The sequence below is a fragment of the Tessaracoccus yangjingae genome (genome assembly GCF_054483935.1).
In genome coordinates, this window is the sequence record NZ_CM137014.1 from 734,660 (window position 1) to 759,159 (window position 24,500).

At 70.6% G+C, this 24,500-nt stretch carries 17 protein-coding genes and 1 tRNA gene; 15 read left to right on the forward strand and 3 right to left on the reverse strand.

Features of this window, described 5'->3' with window-relative positions; all coding sequences use genetic code 11:
• Positions 1 to 26 precede the first annotated feature (26 nt).
• From ACX1D3_RS03290 to ACX1D3_RS03325, 8 genes are all read left to right on the forward strand, one after another.
• A complete protein-coding gene (locus tag ACX1D3_RS03290; RefSeq protein ID WP_458995557.1) occupies positions 27 to 944 on the forward strand; it encodes an ABC transporter ATP-binding protein in 918 nt (305 codons plus the stop codon).
• Positions 945 to 3,509 carry an ABC transporter permease gene (locus ACX1D3_RS03295; protein WP_458995558.1) on the forward strand — a complete coding sequence of 855 codons (2,565 nt, stop codon included), beginning with the start codon at positions 945 to 947 and terminating at the stop codon, positions 3,507 to 3,509.
• A gap of 141 nt (positions 3,510 to 3,650) precedes the next feature.
• Positions 3,651 to 4,811, forward strand: coding sequence for a DNA polymerase III subunit beta (gene dnaN / locus ACX1D3_RS03300; protein WP_458995559.1), 1,161 nt, complete (start codon positions 3,651 to 3,653; stop codon positions 4,809 to 4,811).
• A gap of 36 nt (positions 4,812 to 4,847) precedes the next feature.
• The gene (gnd, locus tag ACX1D3_RS03305; RefSeq protein ID WP_458995560.1) at positions 4,848 to 5,729 is read left to right on the forward strand and encodes a phosphogluconate dehydrogenase (NAD(+)-dependent, decarboxylating); all 882 of its coding nucleotides are present in this window, start codon (positions 4,848 to 4,850) and stop codon (positions 5,727 to 5,729) included.
• A gap of 133 nt (positions 5,730 to 5,862) precedes the next feature.
• Positions 5,863 to 7,017: a DNA replication/repair protein RecF gene (gene recF, locus ACX1D3_RS03310; protein ID WP_458995561.1), complete on the forward strand. Its 1,155-nt coding sequence runs from the start codon at positions 5,863 to 5,865 to the stop codon at positions 7,015 to 7,017.
• Positions 7,018 to 7,783: 766 nt separating this feature from the next.
• Positions 7,784 to 8,311: a DciA family protein gene (locus ACX1D3_RS03315; protein WP_458995562.1), complete on the forward strand. Its 528-nt coding sequence runs from the start codon at positions 7,784 to 7,786 to the stop codon at positions 8,309 to 8,311.
• Between the two features lie 669 nt (positions 8,312 to 8,980).
• Positions 8,981 to 9,619 carry an SIMPL domain-containing protein gene (locus tag ACX1D3_RS03320; protein WP_458995563.1) on the forward strand — a complete coding sequence of 213 codons (639 nt, stop codon included), beginning with the start codon at positions 8,981 to 8,983 and terminating at the stop codon, positions 9,617 to 9,619.
• 227 nt (positions 9,620 to 9,846) lie between these two features.
• Entirely contained in the window at positions 9,847 to 11,175 is a 1,329-nt protein-coding gene (locus ACX1D3_RS03325; protein WP_458995564.1) for a M23 family metallopeptidase, read from the forward strand.
• Positions 11,176 to 11,190: 15 nt separating this feature from the next.
• Here ACX1D3_RS03325 and ACX1D3_RS03330 read toward each other — a convergent pair whose 3' ends face one another.
• The gene (locus ACX1D3_RS03330; protein ID WP_458995565.1) at positions 11,191 to 11,940 is read right to left on the reverse strand and encodes a sulfite exporter TauE/SafE family protein; all 750 of its coding nucleotides are present in this window, start codon (positions 11,938 to 11,940) and stop codon (positions 11,191 to 11,193) included.
• A 484-nt stretch (positions 11,941 to 12,424) separates the two neighbouring features.
• Here ACX1D3_RS03330 and gyrB point away from each other — a divergent pair, with 484 nt between their 5' ends.
• From gyrB to ACX1D3_RS03350, 4 genes are all read left to right on the forward strand, one after another.
• Positions 12,425 to 14,422 carry a DNA topoisomerase (ATP-hydrolyzing) subunit B gene (gene gyrB, locus ACX1D3_RS03335; RefSeq protein ID WP_458996476.1) on the forward strand — a complete coding sequence of 666 codons (1,998 nt, stop codon included), beginning with the start codon at positions 12,425 to 12,427 and terminating at the stop codon, positions 14,420 to 14,422.
• A gap of 378 nt (positions 14,423 to 14,800) precedes the next feature.
• Positions 14,801 to 17,410 (forward strand): DNA gyrase subunit A, encoded by a 2,610-nt coding sequence (gene gyrA, locus ACX1D3_RS03340; protein ID WP_458995566.1) that lies wholly within the window; start codon positions 14,801 to 14,803, stop codon positions 17,408 to 17,410.
• Positions 17,403 to 18,296, forward strand: a complete 894-nt coding sequence (locus ACX1D3_RS03345) for a DUF3566 domain-containing protein (protein ID WP_458995567.1) — start codon at positions 17,403 to 17,405, stop codon at positions 18,294 to 18,296. The genes gyrA and ACX1D3_RS03345 overlap by 8 nt, the downstream gene beginning before the upstream one ends.
• Before the next feature lie 67 nt (positions 18,297 to 18,363).
• Positions 18,364 to 18,437 (forward strand) — tRNA-Ile (locus tag ACX1D3_RS03350).
• 186 nt (positions 18,438 to 18,623) lie between these two features.
• Here ACX1D3_RS03350 and ACX1D3_RS03355 read toward each other — a convergent pair.
• Positions 18,624 to 20,063: a DUF2252 domain-containing protein gene (locus tag ACX1D3_RS03355; protein WP_458995568.1), complete on the reverse strand. Its 1,440-nt coding sequence runs from the start codon at positions 20,061 to 20,063 to the stop codon at positions 18,624 to 18,626.
• Positions 20,064 to 20,278: 215 nt separating this feature from the next.
• Positions 20,279 to 21,550, reverse strand: coding sequence for a glycosyltransferase (locus ACX1D3_RS03360; RefSeq protein ID WP_458995569.1), 1,272 nt, complete (start codon positions 21,548 to 21,550; stop codon positions 20,279 to 20,281).
• Positions 21,551 to 21,805: 255 nt separating this feature from the next.
• Between ACX1D3_RS03360 and ACX1D3_RS03365 the strand changes: the two genes are divergently transcribed.
• From ACX1D3_RS03365 to ACX1D3_RS03375, 3 genes are read left to right on the forward strand one after another with little or no spacing between them, the layout of a single operon-like run.
• Positions 21,806 to 22,516 carry a hypothetical protein gene (locus tag ACX1D3_RS03365; RefSeq protein WP_458995570.1) on the forward strand — a complete coding sequence of 237 codons (711 nt, stop codon included), beginning with the start codon at positions 21,806 to 21,808 and terminating at the stop codon, positions 22,514 to 22,516.
• A gap of 27 nt (positions 22,517 to 22,543) precedes the next feature.
• Positions 22,544 to 23,026 (forward strand): hypothetical protein, encoded by a 483-nt coding sequence (locus tag ACX1D3_RS03370; protein ID WP_458995571.1) that lies wholly within the window; start codon positions 22,544 to 22,546, stop codon positions 23,024 to 23,026.
• A 1-nt stretch (position 23,027) separates the two neighbouring features.
• Entirely contained in the window at positions 23,028 to 24,500 is a 1,473-nt protein-coding gene (locus tag ACX1D3_RS03375; protein WP_458995572.1) for a multicopper oxidase family protein, read from the forward strand.

Below are 24,500 nucleotides of genomic sequence, written 5' to 3' on the forward strand. Positions count from 1 at the left end.
TGGTGGGCGCTGCTACCTTTGGGGGCGTGAGCATCGCAGCGCGGGCCAGGGGCCTGACCAAGATCTACGGGTCCGGATCTGCCGTGGTGACGGCGCTCGACGACGTGGACTTCGACATCATCGACGGCGAGTTCACCGCCATCATGGGCCCTTCCGGCTCCGGCAAGTCCACGCTCATGCACCTGATGGCCGCGCTCGACACACCGACCTCCGGCGAGGTGTACCTGGGAGACACCGCGGTCTCCACTCTCGCCGACACCCCACTGACCGAGCTCCGCCGCGACCGGATCGGCTTCATCTTCCAGGCCTTCAACCTCGTGCCCACGCTCACGGCCCGGGAGAACATCGTGCTGCCGCTGCGCATCGCGGGCAAGAAGGTGGACGAGGAGTGGTTCGACCGCATCGTCGACGTCCTCGCCCTGGGGGATCGGCTTACGCACAAGCCATCCGAGCTGTCCGGCGGCCAGCAGCAACGCGTGGCCTGCGCACGAGCGCTGATGAACCGCCCGCACATCGTGTTCGGCGACGAGCCCACCGGCAACCTGGACTCCACGTCGGCCACGGAGGTGCTCAACTTCCTGCGCCGCAGCGTCGACGAGTTCGGCCAGACGGTGGTCATGGTCACCCACGACGCGCACGCCGCCAGCTACGCGGACCGAGCGGTGTTCCTCTCCGACGGGCACATCGTGCACGAGATGCGAGGCGCGACCCAGGAGGACCTGCTGGGCGCCATGTCGCACATCTACCCGCGGCACACCCCCACCCACGGGGCCCCCGAGCCGGTGGCGGATGAGCCCGCCGGGGTCGACGGTGTCGGCGCCGACGGGGCGGCCGTCTACCGCGACGGTGGCGCGGCCCCCACCTTCCAGAGCCCGGACGTGGCCGGGGATGTGGAGTCCACCCTCGAACGGTCCATCGCGCGCCGCGCCTCCCTGGACTCCTAGATGCTGCACGCCACCTGGAAGTCGCTCTGGGCGCGTAAGGTCCGCCTCCTGCTCAGCGCGCTGTCGATCGTGCTGGGCGTGGCGTTCGTGTCAGGCTCGCTCCTGTTCACCAACCTGTTGTCGTCCAGCTTCGACCAGCTGGTCAAGGGCGCCCTGGCGGACGTCAACGTCTCGCCCGAGGCCACCGGCATCGAGGGGTTCGACCCCACCGCGGGGCTGGCCCAGATCCTGCTCACTCCGGAGGAGATCGAGGCCATCGGCGCCGTCGACGGCGTCCGCGAGGCCGCCGGCCTCGTGTCCAGCAGCCAGGTGTTCCCCCTCGACAAGGACGACCGCCTGATCATGTTCCCCGGTGCACCGGGGATCGCGATGAACTGGATCGACGTCCCGGCGGCCGGCGGCCAGGTGGGCGCCCGGCTCGTCGAGGGTCGGGTGCCCGAGGCGTCGGACGAGGTGATGCTGGACCCGGCCACCGCGACCCGCGGCGGGTTCGTCGTCGGCGACAGCCTCAACGTCGCCACCCCTGTGGACGGCATCAGGACTTACACCATCGTCGGTCTCGGCACCTACGGGGCCGGCGCCACGGCGGGCGCGAGCTACCTGTTCTTCACGCTGGAGGAGGCCCAGGCGATCATCCAGGACGGCCGGCCCGGGTTCTACGCGGCGTGGGTGCAGACCGAGCCGGACGCGGACCCCGCCGTCGTGGCTGAGGCGGTCCAGGAGGTCCTGCCGGACGGTTTCGTCGCGGAGACCGGGGACGCCCTCTCGGACACCATCCAGGAGCAGCTCGACGTCGGGCTGGGCTTCGTCAACACGTTCCTGCTGGTGTTCGCCGGCATCGCGCTGCTGGTGGCCACACTGCTGATCCTCAACACGTTCTCCATCCTGGTCGCGCAACGCTCGCGCGAGCTCGCCCTGCTTCGGGCCATCGGCGCCACCCGCGCCCAGGTGCGGTCGTCGGTGCTGACGGAGGCGTTCGTGGTGGGCGTCATCGGCGCCACCGTCGGCCTCTTCGTCGGGTACGGGCTCGCCTGGGGGATCCTCGTGGTGATGCGGATCTTCGGCATCGACCTGGGCACCGCGGTGCCCACCTTCACCTGGCAGTCGGTGGTGGCGTCGTACACCATCGGCATCCTGATCACCGTGGTCGCGGCGCTGCTGCCCGCCCGGAAGGCGTCGCGGACCCGACCCGTCGAGGCCATGGCCGCCTCCCAGCAGTCCGGCCCCGAGCGTCTCGGCGGGCTCCCGCTGCTGGGCGTGGGCATGATCGAGATCGGGATCGCGGCCCTCATCTGCGCCCTCTGGCTCGACGTGCCGCAGCCCCTCGTGTGGGCGGGCGCGGGCGCGGTCCTGCTGCTCGTCGGCATGGTGTTCGCCGCCGTCGTGGTGGGCGGACCGCTGATCTGGCTCTTCGGCCACGCCTACCGCGCGCTGTTCGGGGAGGTGGGCAGGCTGGCCCGCCTCAACTCGGTGCGCCAGCCCCGCCGCACGGCCGCGACCGCCGCCACCCTCATGATCGGGCTGGCCCTGGTGGCCACCGTCGCCATCCTCGCCGCAAGCACCACCACCTCCATCCGGGACCGGCTGACCGCCGACCAGCGGGGAGACTTCACCATCAGCCCGGTGGCCTACCAACCGTTCGACGCCGGCGTCGTCGACTCCGCGCGGGAGGTCGACGGGGTCGAGGCGGTCTACGAGTTCTTCCGCGGGGCGGCCGTCATCGACGGTGAGCCCGTCCAGCTGACGGGCGCCAGCGAGGAGGGCCTCGAGCGTGCCAGCAGCCTGGAGATCGTCGCCGGGTCGCTGAGCGGCGACGGCGGCGCTCCCCCCGTCGTGGTCTCCACGGACTTCGCCGACGAGCAGGACCTCAGCCTCGGGGAGCTCCTCGAGCTGCCCACCCCCACCGGCGGCACCGTCGAGCTGCTCGTCACCGGCTTCCACGACGGCGGAGGCGGGCCGCCCCCGCTGGGGGACCTCGTCGTTGACCTGGACACCTACGCCCAACTCGGGGACCCCTCGCTCGTGCAGCGGGTCGTCATCTTCACCGAGCCCGGAGCGGACCTCTCCGCAGTGCGCGAGGGCCTCGAGGACGCCACCGCCGAGCTGCCCACCGTGGTGGTCGCCGACGTGGCGGAGTTCGTGGAGGCGCGGGTGGGCCAGTTCCAGCAGATCTTCTCCATCCTGTACGCGCTGCTGGCGCTCGCCGTCGTGATCTCGGTGCTCGGCATCATCAACACGCTGGGCCTGTCGGTGATGGAACGCACCCGCGAGGTGGGTCTGCTCCGCGCCGTCGGCATGACCCGGCCGCAGCTGCGCCGCATGGTCACCCTGGAGTCGGTGATGGTGGCCACCCTGGGCGCCACCCTCGGCGTGGTCCTGGGCGGCGTCTTCGGCACCGTCCTGGTCACGCTCCTGCGCGACGACGGCATCGACACGCTCGTGGTGCCGTGGCTGCAGCTCGGGGTGTTCGTCGTGGTCGCGGCCCTGTTCGGGGTGCTCGCGGCGGTGGGCCCGGCACGTCGCGCGTCCCGGCTCAACGTGCTCGAGTCGATCGCCACTGAGTAGCGCTCCGGCCGGCATGGGCGGCCAGCCGCCCGGCTATGATGCAGGCGACGGCGTCCACGATGCCGTCATTGATCGTGTGACCCTCCCAGGCCGCCAGCGGGGGCGTCGAGGGCAGGTAGGCAGCAATCGAAGGGGTGCTTTGTGAAGATTCGAGTTGAGCGGGACGCGTTGGCAGACGCCGTCGCCTGGGTGGCGCGCAGCCTCCCGACCCGCCCCACGGCGCCCATCCTCGCCGGCATGCTGCTGGAGGCGGACGCCGACGGCCTGACGCTCAGCAGCTTCGACTCGACCACCTCCGCCAAGGTCGTCATGCCGGCCACGGTCAACGACGAAGGCACGGTCCTGGTCTCCGGCCGCCTGCTCGCCGAGATCGCGCGGTCCCTCCCGAACAAGCCGGTGGACCTCGTCGCCGACCACTCGAAGGTGGAGCTGACCTGCGGCCAGGCGCGCTTCACCCTCCAGACGCTGCCGGTGGAGGAGTACCCCACGCTGCCGGACATGCCCACCCAGACGGGCGACGTCGACGCGGCCACGTTCGAGAAGGCCGTGGGCCAGGTGTTCGTGGCCGCCGGCCGCGACGAGCTGCTCAACGTCTTCACCGGCGTGAAGGTGGAGATCAACGGGGAGTCGCTGTCGCTGCTGGCCACCGACCGCTACCGCATGGCGCTCAAGGAGCTCACCTGGCACCCGTCGTCGCCGTCGGTGGAGGGCGCCGTCCTCGTGCCCGGCAAGGTGCTCGCGGACACCGCCAAGTCGATGACCTCGGGTGACAAGGTCACCATCTCCCTCTCCACCACCGAGGCCGAGGGCGAGGGCTTGGCCGGCTTCATCGGACAGAGCTCCAAGGGCTCCCGCGAGGCCACCACCCGCCTGCTCAGCCAGGCGTTCCCGAAGGTGCGCCACCTCATGGACGTGGACGCCACCGTCACCGTCCGCGTCAACACGGCAGACCTGCTGGCGGCCGTGAAGCGCGTGTCGCTGGTTGCCGAGCGCAACACGCCGCTGCGGATGCGCATCAACGAGGACCACATCGCGCTCGAGGCCGCCACGGGTGACCAGGCGCAGGCGTCGGAGGCCATCGAGGCCGAGGTCAGCGTGGTGGGGGACGAGCAGTCCATCACGGACGCCGGCTTCAACCCCCACTACCTGCTGGACGCGCTGACCGCCCTGGACGCGCCCTACGCCCAGTTCTCGTTCACGCTGCCCGGGAAGCCCTGCCTGATCATGGGCCTGCCCACGGCCGACGGTGACCCGCTCACCGACTACCGGCACGTGATCATGCTCATGCGCCTGCCCGGCTGACCCATCCCCCGCCATCCCGCCACTGAAGGAGCCCACATGCGCATCGGTCTGATCGGTCTCGGCAAGATGGGCGGCAACATGCGCGAGCGGCTCCGCCGCGGGGGCGTGGAGGTCGTCGGCCTGGACCACAATCCTGAGATCTCCGACGCGAAGGACGAGGCGGACCTCGTCGCCCAGCTGGGCGAGGGTCCCCGCGTGGTCTGGCTCATGGTTCCCATCCAGGCCGTCGACTCCCTCATCGAGACCCTCAAGCCGCTCCTGTCGTCGGGCGACGTGATCATCGACGGCGGGAACTCCAAGTGGACCCACGACGCCCGGCACGCCGCATACCTCTCTGACAAGGGGATCCACTTCGTCGACGTCGGCACCTCAGGTGGCGTGTGGGGCCTGGAGAACGGATACGCGCTCATGGTGGGCGGGCCGAAGGAGGCCGTCGAGCTGGCCATGCCCGCCTTCGAGGCGCTCAAGCCGGAGGGCGAGTTCGGCTTCGTCCACGCGGGGGAGAGCGGTGCGGGCCACTTCGCGAAGATGGTGCACAACGGCATCGAGTACGGCCTCATGCAGGCCTACGCCGAGGGCTGGGAGCTGCTCGAGGCCTCGGACGTGGTCACCAACGTGCCCGAGGTGTTCGAGTCCTGGCGCGAGGGCACCGTCATCCGCTCCTGGCTGCTGGACCTCATGGTGCGCGCTCTTGACTCGGATCCCCACCTGGAGGGCATTGAGGGGTACGCGGAGGACTCGGGCGAGGGTCGCTGGACCGTCAACGCCGCCGTCGACCTGGCGGTGCCGGTGCCGACGATCGCGGCCAGCCTGTTCGCGCGGTTCGTGTCGCGGCAGGAGGACTCGCCGGCCATGAAGATGGTCGCGGCCATGCGCAACCAGTTCGGCGGCCACGCGGTGGCGCCGTCGAAGGACTGATCCTCGGTGACCTGCCGAGGTCCGCTGCGCCCGACGCCCAGGGGGCTCGCCGCGCTTGCCCCGCTCGTCGGCCCCGCAAAGCATCTGCTGTGACACCGCCCTTCATCCACCCACTTCTGACGCAGGACACCGGGTGTTCGTCACCGAGCTCGCACTGACCGACTTCCGCAACTACACGCAGGCGTCGCTGGCGCTGTCGTCGGGCGTGACGGTGTTCGTCGGGTCCAACGGGCAGGGCAAGACGAACCTGGTGGAGGCGGTGGAGTATCTGTCCACCATGTCCTCGCACCGGGTCGCGGCCACGGCGCCGCTGATCCGGGCCGGCGCGGAGACGGCGGTGGTGCGGGCAAAGGTGCAGGCGGGCCGTGAGGATCCCCGGGTGATCTCGCTGGAGCTGGAGATCGCGTCGGGCCGCTCGAACGTGGCGCGGCTCAACCGGGCGCCGCTGGCCCGGCCGCGGGAGTTGATCGGCGCGTTGCGCACCGTCGTGTTCTCGCCCATCGACCTGGCCATCGTGCGCGGGGACCCGTCGGACCGTCGGGCGTGGCTGGACTCGCTCGTCGTGACGCGCTGGCCGCGAATGGCGGGGGTCAGGCAGGACTTCGACAGGGTGCTCAAGCAGCGCAACGCCCTCCTCAAGGCGATGGCGGGCCGGTCGTTCGTGCCCAGCGGCGGCGACGAGGACGTGACGCTGGAGGTGTGGAACGACCAGCTCGCCACCCTCGGCGCGGAGCTGCTCCACGCGCGCCTCGACACGCTGGCGGACGTGGTCCCGCATGCGCAACGCGCCTACGAGACCATCGCCCCGCTCAACAACCAGATCTCGGCGGCCTACAAGACGGTGCTCGACCTCGACGGCGTGGCGGAGGAGGCGGACGTCCGCGCCGCGCTGCGCGACCGCCTGCTGGCGGCGATGGAACGGCTGCGCAGGGACGAGGTGTCGCGGGGCGTGACGTTGGTGGGCCCGCAGCGCGACGACGTGGATCTGGGGATCGGCGCACTGCCCGCCAAGGGGTACGCGTCGCACGGCGAGTCGTGGTCGTTGGCGCTCTCCCTGCGGCTGGGCGGGTTCACCCTGGTGCGCGACGACGGCGTGGAGCCCGTGCTGGTGCTGGACGATGTGTTCGCGGAACTGGACGTGTCGCGGCGGGAACGTCTGGCCGCGGCGATCGCCGCCGCCGAGCAGGTGCTGATCACGGCGGCCGTGGGCGCGGACGTCCCCGACTTCCCCGCAGAGCGTCGCTTCCGCGTCGACTCCGGCACCGTCACTGCCGAACCCCCCGCCTGACCTTCGACCCTTCTCGCTGTCAGCGCGCCCCGCTGTCAGGTGCCGGAAGACTCTCCGACCGCTGGTTGAGTCCAATTCGCCCCTGGTGGGGCGCCCTTTCATGGCGGAAAATGGGGGCCTAGGTGATGCTCCCGTCCCCAGTCACGTCCAGTCCATTTTCGGATTAGCCGGGCCCTTTCCCGCTGGTTGAGCCGCGCCGAGCCGCCTGCGGCTCAGCGCGTGTCGAAACCTACCCGCACACGGTGTGTGGACGCTGTTGGCTTCGCATGGACCTGGCCCGTCGGCGATCCGGATGCCCTCGTCACGCCGTCGGTGCCGGGAGCCCTGACACGAGGCCCGTGCGGCCCTTGACCACCGTCGCTCTGATGGCCGCCGGATTGTCTCGGGTCGGGTAGTTGAGGCCGCCCGGGCCTCGTCCCACGTCTCCCTGCACTCGTCTGCCTGTGGCGCGGTCATTCCGGGCGGGTGCCGGCAGGGCGGCCCTGGCTCGGGTCTGCTTCAGGCGGGTTCTTCTGGGTGCCCCTCGGGCTGGGCATCCCTGCGCCCAGCCGCCCTCCCGGCCCCCACCCTCCTGCGCATCCCACGTCTGGCTCGTCGCACAGTGCCTTCCTACGCCTAGCCAATCTCCCGTCACCCACCCTCCTGCGCATCCCACGTCTGTTCGTCGAGCAGCGCCTCCCTGGCCAGGGAATAGCGCGTCGCCCTCCGGCCCTACCGAGTTCACCCGCGATCTCGGGGCCTGTCCCGCGCGAGTAGTCTCGGCGGCATGAGCGAGGAGGCGCACGACCCCACAGGGCTGGACCTGGCCTCGGAGATCGCCCGCGCCGCCGTCGAATCGGCGGCTTACGGCGTCGTGCTCCCGGAACCGTCCGCACCGAGGACCCCCCGCCGTCGCCAACGGCCCCTGGAGCAGCAACGCTCCGGCGCCGGCCCCGACGACCGCGACCCGCAGCTCGTCGGCGACGTCCTCAACTCGGTCATCCAGGCCCGGGGATGGCAGCGGCGGATCAGCCTGTCGCACGTTCTGCGACGCTGGCCAGAACTTGTGGGCGAGTCCAACGCGCAGCACTCGACGCCGGTCAACTACGCCGACGGTGTGCTCATCGTGGACTGCGACTCCACCTCCTGGGCCGCCGCCATGAAGTACGCCTCGTCCCAGATCGTCGCCCGCCTCAACCGGGCTCTGGGCGAGCAGACGGTGCTGCGGGTCGAGTTCCGCGGACCCAAGGCCCCGAGCTGGAAGAAGGGGAACCGGGCGGTGCAGGGTCGCGGCCCGCGTGACACCTACGGATAGGAGAGCGGACGGCCGGGTTCAGGGGCTGGTGCGGGATGGCTTCGACACGCGCTGAGCCGCAGGCGGCTTGGCGCGGCTCACCCAGCGGAAAGGGACGGCTCGGCGCGGCTCAACCAGCTGTCGGAAACGGCCAGGCCTCGAGGCGAGAGGGGCGTGAGGTGAGTGCGAGGGCGGGGGACGGCAGGGCGGCTGGGCGCAGGGATGCCCAGCCCGAGGGGCACCCGGAAGAACCCGCCTGAAGCAGGCTCGAGCCAGGGCCGCCCTGCCGGCACACGCCCGGAGCCGACCACGCCACAGGCACACCAGTGCAGGGAGACGTGGGACGAGGCCCGGGCGGCCTCGACTACCTGACCACAGCCGAGCACGCGGTCGACAAGCGGACGGTGGCCAAGGGCCGCACGGGTCTCGTGTCAGGGCTCCCGGCACCGACAGCGGGACTTGACCGACGCGGCGTCGGGGTCGAGTCCACACGAAACCAACGTTGGTTTCGACAGGCGCTGAGCCGCAGGCGGCTCGGCGCGGCTCAACCAGCGGGAAAGGGGCGGCTCGGCGCGGCTCAACCAGGGGGAAGGGACCCGGCCCACCCAGGGAACGGCGTCCGGCACGCGGCGAATCCCCAGGGCGGCACCGAACGGCGCGCGGCGTTCGCCCGGCTCCTAAGCTGGGCGCATGCGCATCACCGTCACCGGGACCAGCCGGATCAGCCTCCCTGCCGAGTGTGTCGCGGTCAATCTGACACTCGGCTTCACCGGCCCGGACCGCGACTCTGTCGTCGCCGACACCGCCTCCGTCACGGACCGGACGAGGGGGCGCCTCGAGGCCGCGGCGTCCACCGGAACCGTCCGCGACATCAAGCTCACCAGTCTCCGCACCTGGACCTCCACCCCGCTCAACACCCGCGGGCAGCCGCAGCCTCCACAGCACACCGCGGAGGTCCGCGGCTCGTTCCTGGTGCTGGAGCTCTCCGCCCTCGGGGAGCTGCTGGGGGAGCTCGCCGCGACACCTGGCGTCCAGGTGGGCTGGCTGGACTGGCGTCTGCGTGAGTCGACCATGGCCGAGGTGCAGCCACGCGCCCTGGCGGACGCGTTCGACGACGCCCACCGTCGCGCCGAGTGGATCTCGACGGCGGCCCGCCGGGGCGGCGTCGAGGCCGTGGCCATCCAGGACCAGGGTGGCGGCATCGCGCCGGTCGCGTTCGCCCGGAAGGCCTCGCGGGAGATGATGATGGACTCGGCGCCGTCGATCGATCTGGACCCGCAGGACGTGGAGATCTCCGTCAGCCTCACGGTGGAGTTCACCGCCGCCTGACCAACCACGGATCACTCACCTCCTCTCCGCGAAACACCCGAGGGCGACTTGGCAGGCCTCCTCCTGGGAGGAAATCCGGGTCACAACCATCCCTGACGCGGGCAGGCGAAACCCGCGTCAGTCCCAGTGGTGCAACTCCTTCCAATCCGGCCCCCAAAGTGATTCGATGGATGGGCACGAGCGAACCGGTATCGGGGGACTGGATGAAGCTTCGAGGGCTATCGTCGGTGATCGCCGCAGCGATCTCGGCGGCCCTTGTGGGAGGAGCCGTCAGTTATGGGCAGGACCCGCTGACGGCGGTCGAGGCCGTGCCCGTTCCCCCGGTGATGCTCGTGGCGCCTGGCCCCATCGCCGCGCCCACCTCCACGTCGTCGCCGACGGGGCCCATGGGCTACCGCCTGGAGGGCTGGTCGTTCGACGAGGCGCCGGGCGAGTTCGATCCCTTCAGCGCGCCCACCCCGCAGATCGTCCCGCTCGACGGCCCCCGTCCCGCGGAGGCCCCTCCGCCCCCACCCCCCAAGAGCATCCCTGAGGAGAGCTCCCTCGGGTCGGTGGGGAAGGCCGGCAGCGACGACCTGCTCTCGATGCCCGTCAACGGGCGCCGCACGTCGGTGTTCGGCATGCGGTACCACCCGATCCTGCGCGTGTGGAAGCTGCACACCGGCCTCGACTTCGCCGCCTCCTGTGGCACCCCCGTCGGCGCCGCTGCCGCCGGGCGCGTCGTGTCCTCGGGCTGGGCCGGGGGCAACGGCGTGCAGGTCAAGATCGACCACGGGATGCTCGGCGGGTACCGCGTGGTCACCACCTACAACCACCTCTCCGCCATCGGTGTGCGGGTGGGCCAACAGGTCGACGCCCTCGACGGCGTGGGGCGCGTGGGCAACACCGGCTACTCCACCGGCTGCCACCTCCACTTCGAGGTGATCGTCAACGGCCGGTTCACCAATCCGGAGCCGTGGCTCAACGGCCAGGCGTCGCGGGTGGACCTGCGTGACATCGCCTTCCTGGACGTGAACGGCTCGCCCACTACCCCCAGCCTGATCCTGGGTGCCTCGCCCAGCGACGGCTCCTCCGCCGTGCCCAGCGAGAGCGTGTGGGACAGCCTCATCGCCAGCCTGGTCGGAAGTCCGAGTCCTTCACCCAGCGGGAGCCCGTCGGCGAGTGACAGCTCGTGGCTCCTCCCCTCCCCGAGCGACAGCCCCAGCCCCAGCCCCTCCAACCCGGCGTCGCCCAGCCCCTCGGATTCGCCCACCACCGCGAGCCCGGACCCCTCGGTCAGCGACACACCGTCCTCCGCTCCCTCCAGCACGGCGCCGGAGAGCTCGCCGCCACCGTCGACGACGGTGCCTGAGCCGACCACCCAGGCCCCGGCGCCGGATCCCACTACCCAGGCCCCCGCGCCGGATCCCACCACGCAGGCGCCCGCGCCCGATCCGACGACTGAGGCCCCACCGCCCCCGCCACCGGAGCCTGAGCCCGAGCCCGAGCCTCCTCCGCCACCACCGCCGGAGCCCGAGCCGGCGCCCACCTCCGACAGCGGGTCCGCCACGCCCTGAGGCCGTCGCGCATCGCTAGATGATCAGCAGCGCCCCCGCCGCGATCACCGAGGTGAGCAGGGTCAACACGTCGAAGGTGCGCTGAGGCACCCGGTGGATGAGCGCCACCCCGATGACGGTGCCGAGCAGCACCACGGGAATGCCCCAGGCCACCGTCGTCATCACCTGCGGCGTGAACAGGCCGAGCGACGCCGTGAGCGGGGTCTTGGCCACGTTGACGATGAAGTAGAACCAGGCCGAGGTGCCGAGGAAGCGCATCTTCTCCACCTTCGCCAGCTGCAGATAGACCGCCATCACCGGTCCCGCGGCGTTGGCCGCCATGGTGGTGAACCCCGCCGCGACACCAGCGCCCACCGTCAGGGCACGGTGCGGCGGACCCATGTCGACGGTGGGGTCAGGCGCCCGCCGTCGCGCCAGGGTGGACAGCACGAGCTGGATGAGCACCGACGCCAGGAGGATGGCGCCGATGGAGCGGCGCAGCACCAGGTCGTCGACGAACTGGATGAAGAGAGCGCCCAGCAGGATGCCGGGGACCACGGAGGGCAGCAGCGCCTTCAGCAGCGACCAGTCGGCTGAGCGGCGGTAGCGCAGGACGCCGATGATGTCGCCGGTGATGAGGAGCAGCAGCGCGGCCGCCGTCGACTCCTTGGTGGGCAGCGCCAGCGCGAGCAGGGCGACGGCCAGGGAGCCGAGGCCGCCGAAGCTGGTCTTCGCGATGCCGATGATCAGCGCGGCAGCGGCCGCCGCGATCCACGTCCACTCCACGGGGCGCCTCCCTCTGTCGCGGGCAGGCTACTCGATCGCCCCGCTGTCGCCCCAACCGCGCAGCGTTGTTGCCACGGCCACGGACCACCCCGCCATGCCGCGACAGCCAGGTGAGCCGGACGCGGCCGCCGAGTGCAGGGACTGCCACTTGAGCCCGCGCCGCGCCACCAGCCGATGATTCGTCGATTTGAGCGTTTCAAGCCCGTCGACCCCGGAATTCGGCCCAACGCCTCGCCGCCGATCTGGCGCGCTGCGGGCTCCGGAGGGATAGGGGACCATGCATCTGCCCCCAGTATCGGCGCCAATGGGTCGCTGGGCCCGTCCCAGGCCGGTTTCACCCCTCCACGATGTCCGGTTTTGTGCGCGAACGCGGTAGAATTGGCACGATCAACGGCGCCGGCCAGCCCGGCGCCCGTTTGTGTGGACAGGAGCTTTTGTGACGGACGACGTGCAGGTGGACGAGGACTACGCCCCGAGTGAGCGCATGGAGGGCCTGCAGGACTCAGCAGACAACACGGTCACCGGCAGCTACGACGCGGACCAGATCTCCGTCCTCGAGGGCCTCGAGGCCGTCCGGAAGCGCCCCGGCATGTACATCGGCTCCACCGGCGAGCGCGGCCTCCACCACCTGGTCTACGAGATCGTGGACAACTCCGTCGACGAGGCCCTGGCCGGCTACTGCGATTCCATCGAGGTGGAGCTCCTCGACGGCGGGGGCGTGCGGGTCAAGGACAACGGCCGCGGCATCCCGGTCAAGGAACACCCCATCGAGAATATCCCCACCGTCACGCTGGTGCTGACGGTGCTGCACGCCGGCGGAAAGTTCGGCGACGGCGGCTACAAGGTCTCCGGCGGCCTGCACGGCGTCGGCTCCTCGGTGGTCAACGCGCTGTCGGACAAGCTCATCGTCGACGTCTCGCGTGACGGCTACCGCTGGCAGCAGACGTTCCACCTCGGCACCCCCGTGACCGAGCTCCAGCAGATGGAGGAGACGGACCAGACCGGCACCACCATCACGTTCTACCCGTCGAACGAGATCTTCGAGACCACGCACTACAACTACGACACCCTCGCCACCCGCTTCCGCGAGATGGCGTTCCTCAACAAGGGCCTGCGGATCTCGCTGATCGACCTCCGCGAAGACCGCCAGGTGGCCACCGGCGACGAGGGGGAGACCGACACCCCCTACGACGAGTTCCAGTACATGGACGGCCTCATCGACTACGTCAAGTACCTCTCCTCCGGCAAGGACGCCATCCACCCCACCGTCATCGCCGTCGAGGCACACGCGCCCGAACAGGGCATGGGGGTGGAGATCGCGATGCAGTGGAACACGTCGTACACCAACAGCGTCTACACCTTCGCCAACACCATCAACACTCATGAGGGCGGCACCCACGAAGAGGGCTTCCGGGCGGCGCTCACCAACACCGTCAACCGATGGGGCGAGTCCTGGGGTCTGATCAAGAAGCGCGAGGACCGCGTCTCCGGCGACGACATCCGCGAGGGCCTCACCGCCATCGTCTCCATCAAGGTGTCCGAGCCGCAGTTCGAGGGCCAGACGAAGACCAAGCTCGGCAACACCGAGGCCAAGTCCTTCGTGCAGCGGGTCCTCAACGACCGCCTGGGGGACTGGTTCGAGCGCAACCCTGCCGAGGGCAAGGACATCGTCCGCAAGTCGCAGTCCGCGGCCGCCGCGCGGATCGCCGCCCGCAAGGCCCGCGACATGGCCCGCTCCCGCAAGGGCCTCCTCGGCGGCTCCGGACTCCCCGGCAAGCTGGTGGACTGCCAGTCCACGGACCCCAGCGAATGCGAGCTGTTCATCGTCGAGGGCGACTCCGCAGGCGGCTCCGCCCGCTCCGCCCGCGATCCCCGCACGCAGGCTATCCTCCCCATCCGCGGCAAGATCCTCAACGTCGAGAAGGCGCGCATCGACCGCATCCTCGCCAACAAGGAGGTCGAGGCGATCATCAACGCCCTCGGCGCCGGCATGCAGGAGGACTTCGACCTGGACAAGCTGCGCTACCACAAGCTGGTCCTCATGGCCGACGCGGACGTCGACGGCGCCCACATCCGCACCCTGCTGCTCACGCTGCTGTTCCGGTTCATGCGGCCGCTGATCGAGGCCGGCCACGTGTACCTCGCCCAGCCGCCGCTGTTCAGGCTCCGCTGGAGCAACGCGGCCCACGAACTCGCCTACGGCGACGCGGAGCGCGACGCCCTGCGTGACAAGGGGCTGGCCGAGGGCAAGAAGCTGCCGCAGGTCAACCCCATCCAGCGCTACAAGGGACTCGGCGAGATGAACGCCGACGACCTGTGGGACACCACGATGGACCCGGACAACCGGATCCTGCTCCAGGTCACCATCGACGACGCCGCCATGGCGGACCAGATGTTCTCCATCCTCATGGGCGAAGACGTGGAGCAGCGCCGCACGTTCATCCAGCGCAACGCGCGCGATGTGCGGTTCCTTGACATCTAACACTGGGGGGCTTCGCCCCCCAGGCCCCCCACTGGGGGCGAAGCCCCCAGACCCCCCACTGGGGGCGATGCCCCCAGGCCCCCGCGGAGCTCGCTTCGCTCGCACAACTTCATAGGCCAGGAGACAGGCTCCTTCGGAGCGTCTCCTGGGCTCGCTTCGCGAGCGGGACAGCCTCTCCACGTTTGGGGGTTGGTTCTGGTCGCACAACTGAATGGCTAGCAATCAGACCCCTTCGGGCGTTTGCTGGGCGCTTCGCGAGCGGGACAGCCTCTCCAGGTTTCGGGGGTTGTTTTGGTCGCACAACTGAATGGCCAGGAATCAGGCTCCTTTCGGGGCGCCTGAGCCCGATCACGATTCCACCCGGAAGGTTCACTACGCATGGCTGACGACGGCACCCTGATCCCGCCCTCGCTGGGCCGGGTCGACCCCATCGACCTGCAGGTGGAGATCCAGCGCTCCTACCTCGACTACGCGATGAGCGTCATCGTCGGGCGCGCCCTGCCGGACGTGCGCGACGGGCTCAAGCCGGTCCACCGTCGCGTCCTCTACGCCATGTGGGACGGCGGGTACCGCCCGGACCGCGGATGGAACAAGTGCTCCCGCGTCGTCGGTGAGGTCATGGGCCTCTACCACCCCCACGGCGACACCGCCATCTACGACACCCTCGTGCGTCTCGCGCAGCCGTGGGCCATGCGGCACCCGCTGGTGACCGGCCAGGGCAACTTCGGCAGCCAGGGCAACGACAAGGCCGCCGCCATGAGGTACACCGAGTGCAAGATGGCGCCGCTCGCCGTCGAGATGGTGCGCGAGATCGAGCAGAACACCGTCGACTTCAAGCCCAACTACGACAACCGCGAGGAGGAGCCCGTCGTCCTCCCGGCGCGCTTCCCGAACCTGCTCGTCAACGGCTCCACCGGCATCGCCGTCGGCATGGCCACCAACATCCCCACGCACAACCTGCGCGAGGTCAACGACGCCGTCCAGTGGGCGCTGGCCCACCCCGAGGCCACCCGCGAGGAACTCCTCGACGCGGCCATGCACCGCATCCAGGGCCCCGACTTCCCCGGCGGCGGCCTCATCGTCGGCCGCTCCGGCATCGAGGAGGCGTACCGCACCGGGCGCGGCTCGGTCACCATGCGCGCCGTCATCGACATGGAGGAGGACCCGAAGGGCCGCCAGCTCCTCGTCGTCACCGAGCTGCCCTACATGTGCAATCCGGACGCGCTCGCGCAGCGCATCGCGGACCTGGTCAACGCGGGCAAGCTCACCGGCATCGCCGACGTCCGCGACGACACCTCCGCCCGCACCGGGCAGCGCTTGGTCATCGTGCTCAAGCGCGACGCCCAGCCGCGCGTGGTGATGAACAACCTGTACAAGCACACCGCCCTGCAGGACACGTTCGGCTGCAACATGCTCGCCATCGTCGACGAGGTGCCCCGCACCCTGAGGCTGGACCAGTTCATCTCCCTGTGGATCAAGCACCAGCTCGAGGTCATCCGCCGCCGCACCCAGTTCCAGCTCGACGACGCCGAGAAGCAGGCCCACATCTACCGCGGGCTGGTGAAGGCGCTCGACGCGCTCGACGAGGTGATCGCGCTCATCCGGCGCTCGCCGTCGACCGACGAGGCCCGCGAGGGTCTGATGGACCTGCTCGACATCGACCAGGTGCAGGCCACCGCGATCCTCGACATGCAGCTGCGGCGCCTCGCGGCCCTCGAGCGGCAGAAGATCATCGACCACCTGCTGACGCTCGAGGCGAAGATCCAGGACCTCAAGGACATCCTGGCCAGCGAGGAGCGGCAGCGCAGCATCATCGCCACCGAGCTGCAGGAGATCGTCGACAAGTACGGCGACGACCGGCGGACCCGGATCGTCGCGGCCGACGGGGACTTCTCGGACGAGGACTTCATCCCCGACGAGGACGTGGTGGTCACCATCACGCACGGCGGCTACGCCAAGCGCACCCGCGCGGACCAGTACCGGGTGCAGAAGCGCGGCGGCAAGGGCGTGCGCGGCGCCACGCTGCGCGCCGACGACGAGGTGCAGCACCTCTTCATGACCACCAACCACCAGTGGCTGCTGTTCTTCACCAACTTCGGGCGGGTCTACCGCGCCAAGGCGTGGCAGCTGCCGGAGGCCGGCCGCGACGCCAAGGGCGGCCACGTCGCCGGGCTGCTGAGCTTCCTGCCGGACGAGCGGATCGCGCAGGTGCTCGCCATCCGCAGCTACGAGGACGCCGAGTACCTGCTCCTGGCCACCAAGCACGGCCTGGTGAAGAAGACCGAGCTCAAGGCGTACGACTCGCCGCGGCAGGCGGGCGTCATCGCGGTCAACTTCCGCGAGGAGTCCGACGAGTTGATCGGCGCCTCGCTGGTGAGCTCCGACGACGACGTGCTCCTCATCTCCCGCAAGGGGCAGGCCATCCGGTTCAAGGCCGACGACTCGCAGCTGCGCCCCATGGGCCGCGCCACCTCCGGCGTGACGGGCATGAAGTTCCGCCGCGGCGACGAGTTGCTGTCCATGGCCGTGCTCCGGGCTGACGAGGACCTGGAGGGCCAGTTCGTGTTCACGGTCACCGACGGCGGGTTCGCCAAGCGCACCGCCGTCGAGGACTACCGCGTCCAGGGTCGCGGCGGGCTGGGCATCAAGGCCATGCGCCTCAACGAGGACCGCGGCTCCCTGGTGGGCGGGCTCATCGTCGGCGAGGCCGACGAGGTGCTGGCCATCAAGGTCTCCGGCCAGGTCACCCGCTCCGCCGTCGCGGACGTGCCCGTCAAGGGGCGCGACACCATGGGCGTGAAGTTCGTGGGCGTCAAGGGCGACGACTCGGTGGGCGCCATCGCGCTCTACCCGGAGTCAGAGGCCGGCGAGGCCGAGGATCCCAGCGGCGAGGACGAGGCGACAGGTCACTCAGAGGGTACGGTAGAGGACAGCGACGCCACCCTGGCGGAGCAGGAGCCGAACAGCGAGGAGGGCGCAGATGAGTGACAACTCGCCGCGCTGGCCATCAGCCTCCGGGGCCCCCGGCCTCGACTTCTCCCCCCAGCGGAAGCCGGACGACGGTGCCGCGCACGCTTCTGCGAACGGCAGCGCGTCGGAGTGGAGCCCCACGCCCAGCGGCGACGCCTCGCCGTCGGACTGGGACGCCAGGGGCTCGTCGGCCCCGGTGCTCCCCTCCGGCCCCTCGTTCGAGTCACGTCCTGCCGCCCCAGCCGGCCAGCCGGCGGTGAGCGACGACGACGCAAAGGATCAGACCCGCACCATCCCCGCCGTCGCGGGGCGGGCGTCCAGGGTGGCGCAGGAGTGGGCCACCAAGGCGAAGGTCGCGGTGGCGGGAGCCGTCGCGCGCCCCGCAGCCGCACCGGGCGAGGACCCCGCGGTCGCTGCGTCCGGTGAGGCCGCTTCACCCGTGGTGCCCGGCGTGGTGACCACGCCGTCGCGCGCCGCCACGTTCGTGCCCGTGGAGGGCGGGGCGTCCGAGGTGGCCCGCCCGGCCAGGACGGGTCGTCGCACCCGCAAGGCGCGGCTGAGGCTGTCGCGGATCGACCCGTGGTCGGTGATGAAGACCACCTTCCTGTTCTCCATCGCGTTCGGCGTGATGATGGTGGTCGCGGCCTTCGTGCTGTGGTCCGTGCTCGCCGGGTCCGGCGCGCTGGAGTCCGCCAACACCTTCATCAACACCCTCATCGGCGACCAGGACACGGCGTTCAACATCGGAGACTTCCTCAGCGCCTCCCGTGTGCTGGGCTTCGCGACGGTGGTCGCGGCGGTGGACGTGGTGATCATCACGGCGGTGGCCACGCTGTTCGCGTTCCTCTACAACCTGGCCGCGACGGTGATGGGTGGCCTCGAGATCACCCTCGCCGAGGACTGATCCGTCGATGTGGGAGGCCGGTTTGCCGTCCCGTGAAGCGGTGCGCTAGAGTTACGCGTCGGTGAACGGGCCTATAGCTCAGACGGTTAGAGCGCTGCCCTGATAAGGCAGAGGTCACTGGTTCAAGTCCAGTTAGGCCCACCGATAGAACCCCTAGGTGACTAGGGGTTTTGTTTTTCCTCTCGACAGTGAGTCGGAGTTGGGTCGGTGTGGAGCACCTGGTTGGCGCGCCAAGGGACGCCAGGCTATTCGGCGGATCTGGTGCCGACTACGCCACCGGATCCGCCGCTTTGCGTCGTCTCCTCCCCGGCCGGGTCAGTCCTCGCGCTAGACGCCCTCCTGGGCCTGGATCCGTCCGTCGTCTATGGCCGCGCGGAGCGCGGCGTGGTCCTTGTCGTTCTGGTCGGCGTAGGCGACGGCGAACGCCGCGACGGCCTCGTCGAACGTGTCGCGCTTGCCCAGGTAGGACGCGATCGCCACCCGCTCGCCCGAGCGCGCGTGGGCGCGGGCGAGCGTCCAGCCGCAGATCCGCGCGTAGACCCGCGATCCGCCGGGGCTGGCTCCTTCAACCTCTGCGGACGCCTTCCAGTCACGCAGCTGACGCACGTAGTAGTCGCGGTCGACCCCGTCGATGCCGTTGGTCCGCTGCCAGCCGAGGAAGATGTCGCTGGCGGCCTGGAGGAGGCGTTGACCGGCGACCACCCGCTCGCCGTGGTTGGTGTACTCGCTCACTCCCAGGAACTGCTCAAGCACCGACGACTGCGCCTCCTTGGCCTGGAGGACAAGCGGGTCACCCGCGCCCGCTCCTTCGAGGAGGAGGATCCACGCCCTGGTCCCGACGCTGCCGACGCCCACCACCTTGCGGGCCATATGCACGAAACGGTACTGGTCGAACAGGTGCTGCCGGTCGGAGGACAGGCTGCGCCGATACGCCGCGAGCAACTCGCCCATCTGCGCGAGCAGGGCCTCCGCGACCTCTGCGGGGAGCAGGTCCTCCAGCGTCATGATCAGAGGGGGCACGGAGATGATCCTGGGCTGCCCGTCCACGATCTTCGTGAACTTGCTGAACGCTTGCACGCTGTCCCGGGTGGGCGCCTTCTCCAGCAGCGTCTGGGTCTTCCGCAGCCGCTGCGGGCTGGTGTTGCCGCGTAGCTCGGCCAGCAGGTGCTTCGCGTCGAGCCGCGAATACCAGACCGCCTGGGTGGGCATCGCCGCGAACTCGATCATCGCCTCCCGGTAGCCACGCACCGCGCTCAGCACGATCGACCTCGCATCGCGGTCGCTGAACGACTGGCTCCGGGCGGCGATCTCCAGGCTGGCGGCCAGCCGCTTCACGTCCCACTCGAACGGCCCCGGCAACGTCTCGTCGAAGTCGTTCAGGTCGAAGACCAGGTTGCGCTCCGGTGAGGCGTAGAACCCGAAGTTGCTGACATGCGCGTCCCCGCAGAGCTGCACCCGGAGGCCGGAGTTGGTCGTCGAGGCCAGGTCTGCCGCCATCAGCAGCGCGCCGCCGCGGTAGAAGGCGAACGGCGAGGACACCATGCGCCCGTACCTGATCGGCAGGAGCTCGGGCACGCGGTCGGCCCCTTGGCGCTCGAGAAGCTCCAGCGGATCCGGCCGGAGCGACGTGGGGCTGAAGACCGCGTGATCCTCGAGGGGAACCTCCTCCCTCGCCTCCCGCCCCCTCGCCCGACTCGCCGTGAACGTCGCGGACTTCGCCGTGGAGCCCTTCCGCCGCGCGGGGGTCAACGCCTCGACACTGCTCACTCGACCCTTTGCCACATCACCCTCGATTCAGGTGGCTCCCTCAGCCGGGCGAATCACCGCGACACCCCCAGTGCAGGATCGGCTGCGCGAGATGTCCGTGAGTTCGTGTGTGCCGCCACCGTTGGCCGACGGCTCATCCTGGCGGAGGCCGATCCGGCGGTCATCACCCCCACGGGGGGATTCCGGCCCCGGGTGGGCTGGGCTCATGGCTGGGCTCAGGGGGACGGCACCCTCGCGAGCAGACGCCGGTAGACGGCGGTGCGGTCGAACTGCAGGGCGTGCGCGAGGGCGCGCCCTGCCAGCTCGCGGCGTTCGTCGTCGGTCATCTCCACCACCGCCCGGTCCAGCGCGGCGGCGATGCCGTCGGGATCCTCGACGGCGACGAGGAGCGCGGTGTCGCCGACCGCCTCGCCGATTCCCCCCGTCGTCGTCGTGATGACCGGTCCACCGCCGGCGAGCATGCTCTCGGCCAGGGCGATGCCGAACGTCTCGACGAACTCCGGGATGGGCTTGCTGGGCAGCACGAACGCCGCGCTCCCGGCCATGAGGTGGGGCTTCTCGTCGTCGCTCACGTCGTCGAGGAACGTGATGCGGTCGGCGACGGGTGACCCGGCGGCCAGCTCCCGGAGCCCGGCCGCCTCGGGGCCGTTGCCGGCGACGACGAGCCGGACGCGTTCGCTCGCCGCGCTGCGCCCGAAGCCCTCGATGAGATCGTCGACGCCCTTGGCCAGGCTGAGCCGCGAGAGGAAGAGGACGTAGCCCCGCCGCGACAGGCCGCGCGCCGCGAGGGCGGCGTCGGTGACCTCCGGGTCCAGGTCGGTGAACTGGGCGGCGTTGATGGCCGGGTAGGAGATCTGGACCCTGCGACGACACTGCTCGGCGAAGTCGGTGCCGTGGTCGGCGTCCAGCAGGGCAGCCTCGGCGACGATCAGGTCGCGCGTGTACTCCGAGACCGCCACGCACAGGTCGTTGGCGAGGTAGGTGGTGAGCAGGTGGGCGGCCGCGCCGTAGCGCCCAGACTCGATGCAGTTGCGGACCACGTTGGTGATGTCGGACCCGACGGCCTCGGCGATCGTGACCACCCGCACCGGGAGCCCCGAGCGGTGCGCCGCGCGCAGGGCATCGTCGACCGCCACCGCGTGGGGGGTGAGGTACAGGGACATGCAGACGGTGGGGACGCCGTCGGTGAACAGCTCGAAGAGCCGGCCGGTCAGCCCGGCGAGGTAGCGGCCGTCGAGGATCTTGTAGTTGCCGACGGGCTCGGGGCGCTCGACCGTGATCCCGTCGCGATAAGGGGTGATGGAGTCGAGCGGCTTGAGCGGCAGCTCGGACTCGATCAGCCGCTCCAGCGGCCACGTGACGATGCGGACGTCGTCGAATCCCTGATCCAGGGCGGCCTCCGCCAGGTTGCGCGCCTCGCCGGAGTGGCCGCAGATCACGGGGTCGGCGCGCACGACCAGGACGAGCCTTCGTGTGGGACGGGTCACGGGGTTCCTCCTGGCAATCCACTGGGTGCGGAACGCACGGTACGTGACGACACGGCGCCTCGGCGACTCGGGACCGGCAAGCGATCCGCGACAAGGGTGGACGGCGCGACCGGAGCGTCGGAGGAGCCGCGCGGGGACCTCTCAGGGACATCGCAGCCGTCAGGAATCCCGGACCGTCGGGACGGTTGTCCCGTGACGCCCGGGACAAGCGCGCCGAAGACTGGACTTCTGAACGCACCCGAGAAGGAGCAGCAGATGTCCAGCACCCCAGCACCTGCCACGGGGCAGGACCGGCTCGGTAACGAGCCGAGGGTCGCCGTCGTGTTCGTCGCGCCGGAGCCCGACCAGAGCGACTCGGCCAGGCTCGTGGCGCTCGGCGTGGTGATGCTTGCCTCGGGCGCCTTCCTCATCGTCATGTTCGTCTCGCTCGCCCGGGGTGGCAGCGCCTCGCCCTGGGGACCGATCAATGACCTCCTGAGCGCGGCGGCGAACGTGCTCCTGGCCAGCCTGGTGCCGCGGATCAGCCGTGGCGCCGCCCGCACGGCGCCAGAACGGGGCTTCGTCCGGCTGATCGCCGGCACCTGCCTGGTCGCGGCGGCCTCCGGTGTGCTCCTGGTCGCCCAGGTCCTGCCCTTCGAGCCGTCGACGGCGATCTCCATAGTGGCCATCACGCTGCAGGCGGCCTGGATGGCCTGGCTGAACACGGCGTGGTCACGGGACCCCCGGATGCCCCGCGTCGTCTGGAGGACGGGCGCCGCCGTCGGGTACGGGCTGGCCGCCGGGCTCGCCCTGACCGGCGCCTCGTTCCTGTTCCCCTGGGGCTCGGCCGCCGCGAAGACGCTGCTGTACCCCGGGGTCGTGCTCGGCGGCGCGCTCTGGCTCGCCTGGCCCCTTTGGTTCGTCCTCCTCGGCCGCCACCTGCGGCCCGCCCCGGACGCCGACACCCATGACCAGCCGGACGCATGAGCGTCCGCGCAACGGAAGGAGTAACCGATGATCACCGTCTACCGCGTTCTCGCGGGCACTGTCGCCGCCCTGGTGGGCGTGCAGGCCGCCTCCCACGCCTGGGCCTCCGCCGGCCTCGGCGCCTACATCATGGGCGGCGCGGTGGTGGACAAGTCGATGATGGAGGACACGGGAGGTCCGCTGCCCTTCCCGGAGGTCCTCGGCATCCTGATCCACGGCCTGAACGGCGGCATCATCATCCCCGCCGTCGCCCTGGCTCTGCTGGTGGTGTCCTTCTTCACCCGGGTCCCGCGCGCCCTCATGTGGGCCGCGATCGTGCTCGGGCTCGTCGCGCTTCAGATGACCCTCGGGTACGCCGCGCACGGCATGGCGGTGCTGGCCATCTTCCACGGCCTCAACGCCCTCCTGCTGCTCCTGGCGGCCGTGTCCGCCCTGCGCAACGCGCGGAGGCCGGTCGCGGCACCTGACGTCGCGGCGCCGACGACCGCCCGGGGATCGGTGGCGGTGTGACGTGAGCACCAGGGCGTCGTGGGTGTCGCGGCGGGTCGTCGGCGCCGGGGTCCTGGTGCTGGCGCTCGGATCCTCCGCCTGGGTGTGGGCGGCCAGCCTGCTCCCGGACACCTACTCCATGACCTCGATGGGGTACCCGGACTACGGCGGCGGGCCACAGCCGCCCGCCGCCGCGGGCTCGCACGGTCACGCCCAGGACGGGGTGGACATCGGCTCCCTGGTGCCCGATCCCGATCGGGCGCCGGACGTCCGGATGGATCTCGTGGCGAGGGCCGAGCGGGTCACGCTGCCAAGGGTCCCGCCCTTCGACGGCTTCACCCTGAACGGAACGACCCCTGGGCCCACCATCCGGGCCCGGTCCGGGGAACTGGTCGAGGTCCAGGTCACCAATGAGAGCGTGGCGGACGGGATGACGCTCCATTGGCACGGCGTCGACCTGCCCAACGCGATGGACGGCGTCGCGGGCGTGACGCAGGACGCGATCGCGCCCGGGGAGCGGTACGTCTACCGCTTCGTCGCAGAGGAGGGCACCTACTGGTACCACTCGCACCAGGTGTCCCATCCGCAGGTCAGCGGCGGGCTGCTGGGCGCGCTGGTGGTGGACCCCGCAGCGCCGGATCCGGGCGTGGTGGACGTCATCGCGCTCGTGCACGCCTATGCCGGGACCCGCACCGTCAACGGGACGCCGGGCGGGTTCGCGCACCCCGCACGCCCCGGTGACACCGCCAGGGTGCGGGTGATCAACACCGACGCGGGTCCGATGCCGGTGTGGGTGTCAGGGGCTTCCTACCGGGTGGTCGCGGTCGACGGCCGCACGGTGAACCGTCCCGATCCCATGGAGGGGAAAGCGCTGGTGGTCACCGCGGGCGGGCGCGCGGACCTGGAGGTCATGGTGCCTCCCGGCGGAGCGCGGGTGGAGTTCGCTGGGGCGTCCGTGTCGCTGGGCGGCACCGGGGCGCCGCACTCGCCCGCCCCCCGGGCGCTGGTGGACCTCCTCGGCTACGGCGCCCCGGACCCGACCGTCGGGAGCATGGGGCAGCCGGACCGCACCTTCGAGTACCGGATCGGGCGGGGGATCGGGCTCCTCGACGGCCGGCCGGGCTCGTGGTGGACGATCAACGGCGGCCTGTACCCCGACGTGCCGATGTTCGTGGTGCGCACCGGGGAGCGCGTGCGCTTCCTGGTGTCGAACGAGAGCGGCGAGGTGCACCCGATGCACCTGCACGGCCACCACCTCCTGGTGCTCGCCCGCGACGGCGTCCTGGCCACCGGATCGCCGTGGCTCGTCGACTCGCTGAACGTCGAGCCGGGCGAGACCTATGAGCTGGAGATGGTCGCCGACAACCCGGGCATCTGGATGGACCACTGCCACAACCTCCCGCACGCGCGGGAGGGGCTGATGACCCACCTCGCCTACGAGGGCTACCGGAGTCCCTACGTTGTGGGCGGCGAGCACGGGAACCACCCGGAGTAG

What these genes read in the sequence shown, in the direction of transcription:
- ACX1D3_RS03295 (WP_458995558.1), top strand. Translation starts at nt 945, where the DNA reads ATGCTGCACGCCACCTGGAAGTCGCTCTGGGCGCGTAAGGTCCGCCTC.
- gnd (WP_458995560.1), top strand. Translation starts at nt 4,848, where the DNA reads ATGCGCATCGGTCTGATCGGTCTCGGCAAGATGGGCGGCAACATGCGC.
- ACX1D3_RS03315 (WP_458995562.1), top strand. Translation starts at nt 7,784, where the DNA reads ATGAGCGAGGAGGCGCACGACCCCACAGGGCTGGACCTGGCCTCGGAG.
- ACX1D3_RS03320 (WP_458995563.1), top strand. Translation starts at nt 8,981, where the DNA reads ATGCGCATCACCGTCACCGGGACCAGCCGGATCAGCCTCCCTGCCGAG.
- gyrB (WP_458996476.1), top strand. Translation starts at nt 12,425, where the DNA reads ATGGAGGGCCTGCAGGACTCAGCAGACAACACGGTCACCGGCAGCTAC.
- gyrA (WP_458995566.1), top strand. Translation starts at nt 14,801, where the DNA reads ATGGCTGACGACGGCACCCTGATCCCGCCCTCGCTGGGCCGGGTCGAC.
- ACX1D3_RS03345 (WP_458995567.1), top strand. Translation starts at nt 17,403, where the DNA reads ATGAGTGACAACTCGCCGCGCTGGCCATCAGCCTCCGGGGCCCCCGGC.
- ACX1D3_RS03365 (WP_458995570.1), top strand. Translation starts at nt 21,806, where the DNA reads ATGTCCAGCACCCCAGCACCTGCCACGGGGCAGGACCGGCTCGGTAAC.
- ACX1D3_RS03370 (WP_458995571.1), top strand. Translation starts at nt 22,544, where the DNA reads ATGATCACCGTCTACCGCGTTCTCGCGGGCACTGTCGCCGCCCTGGTG.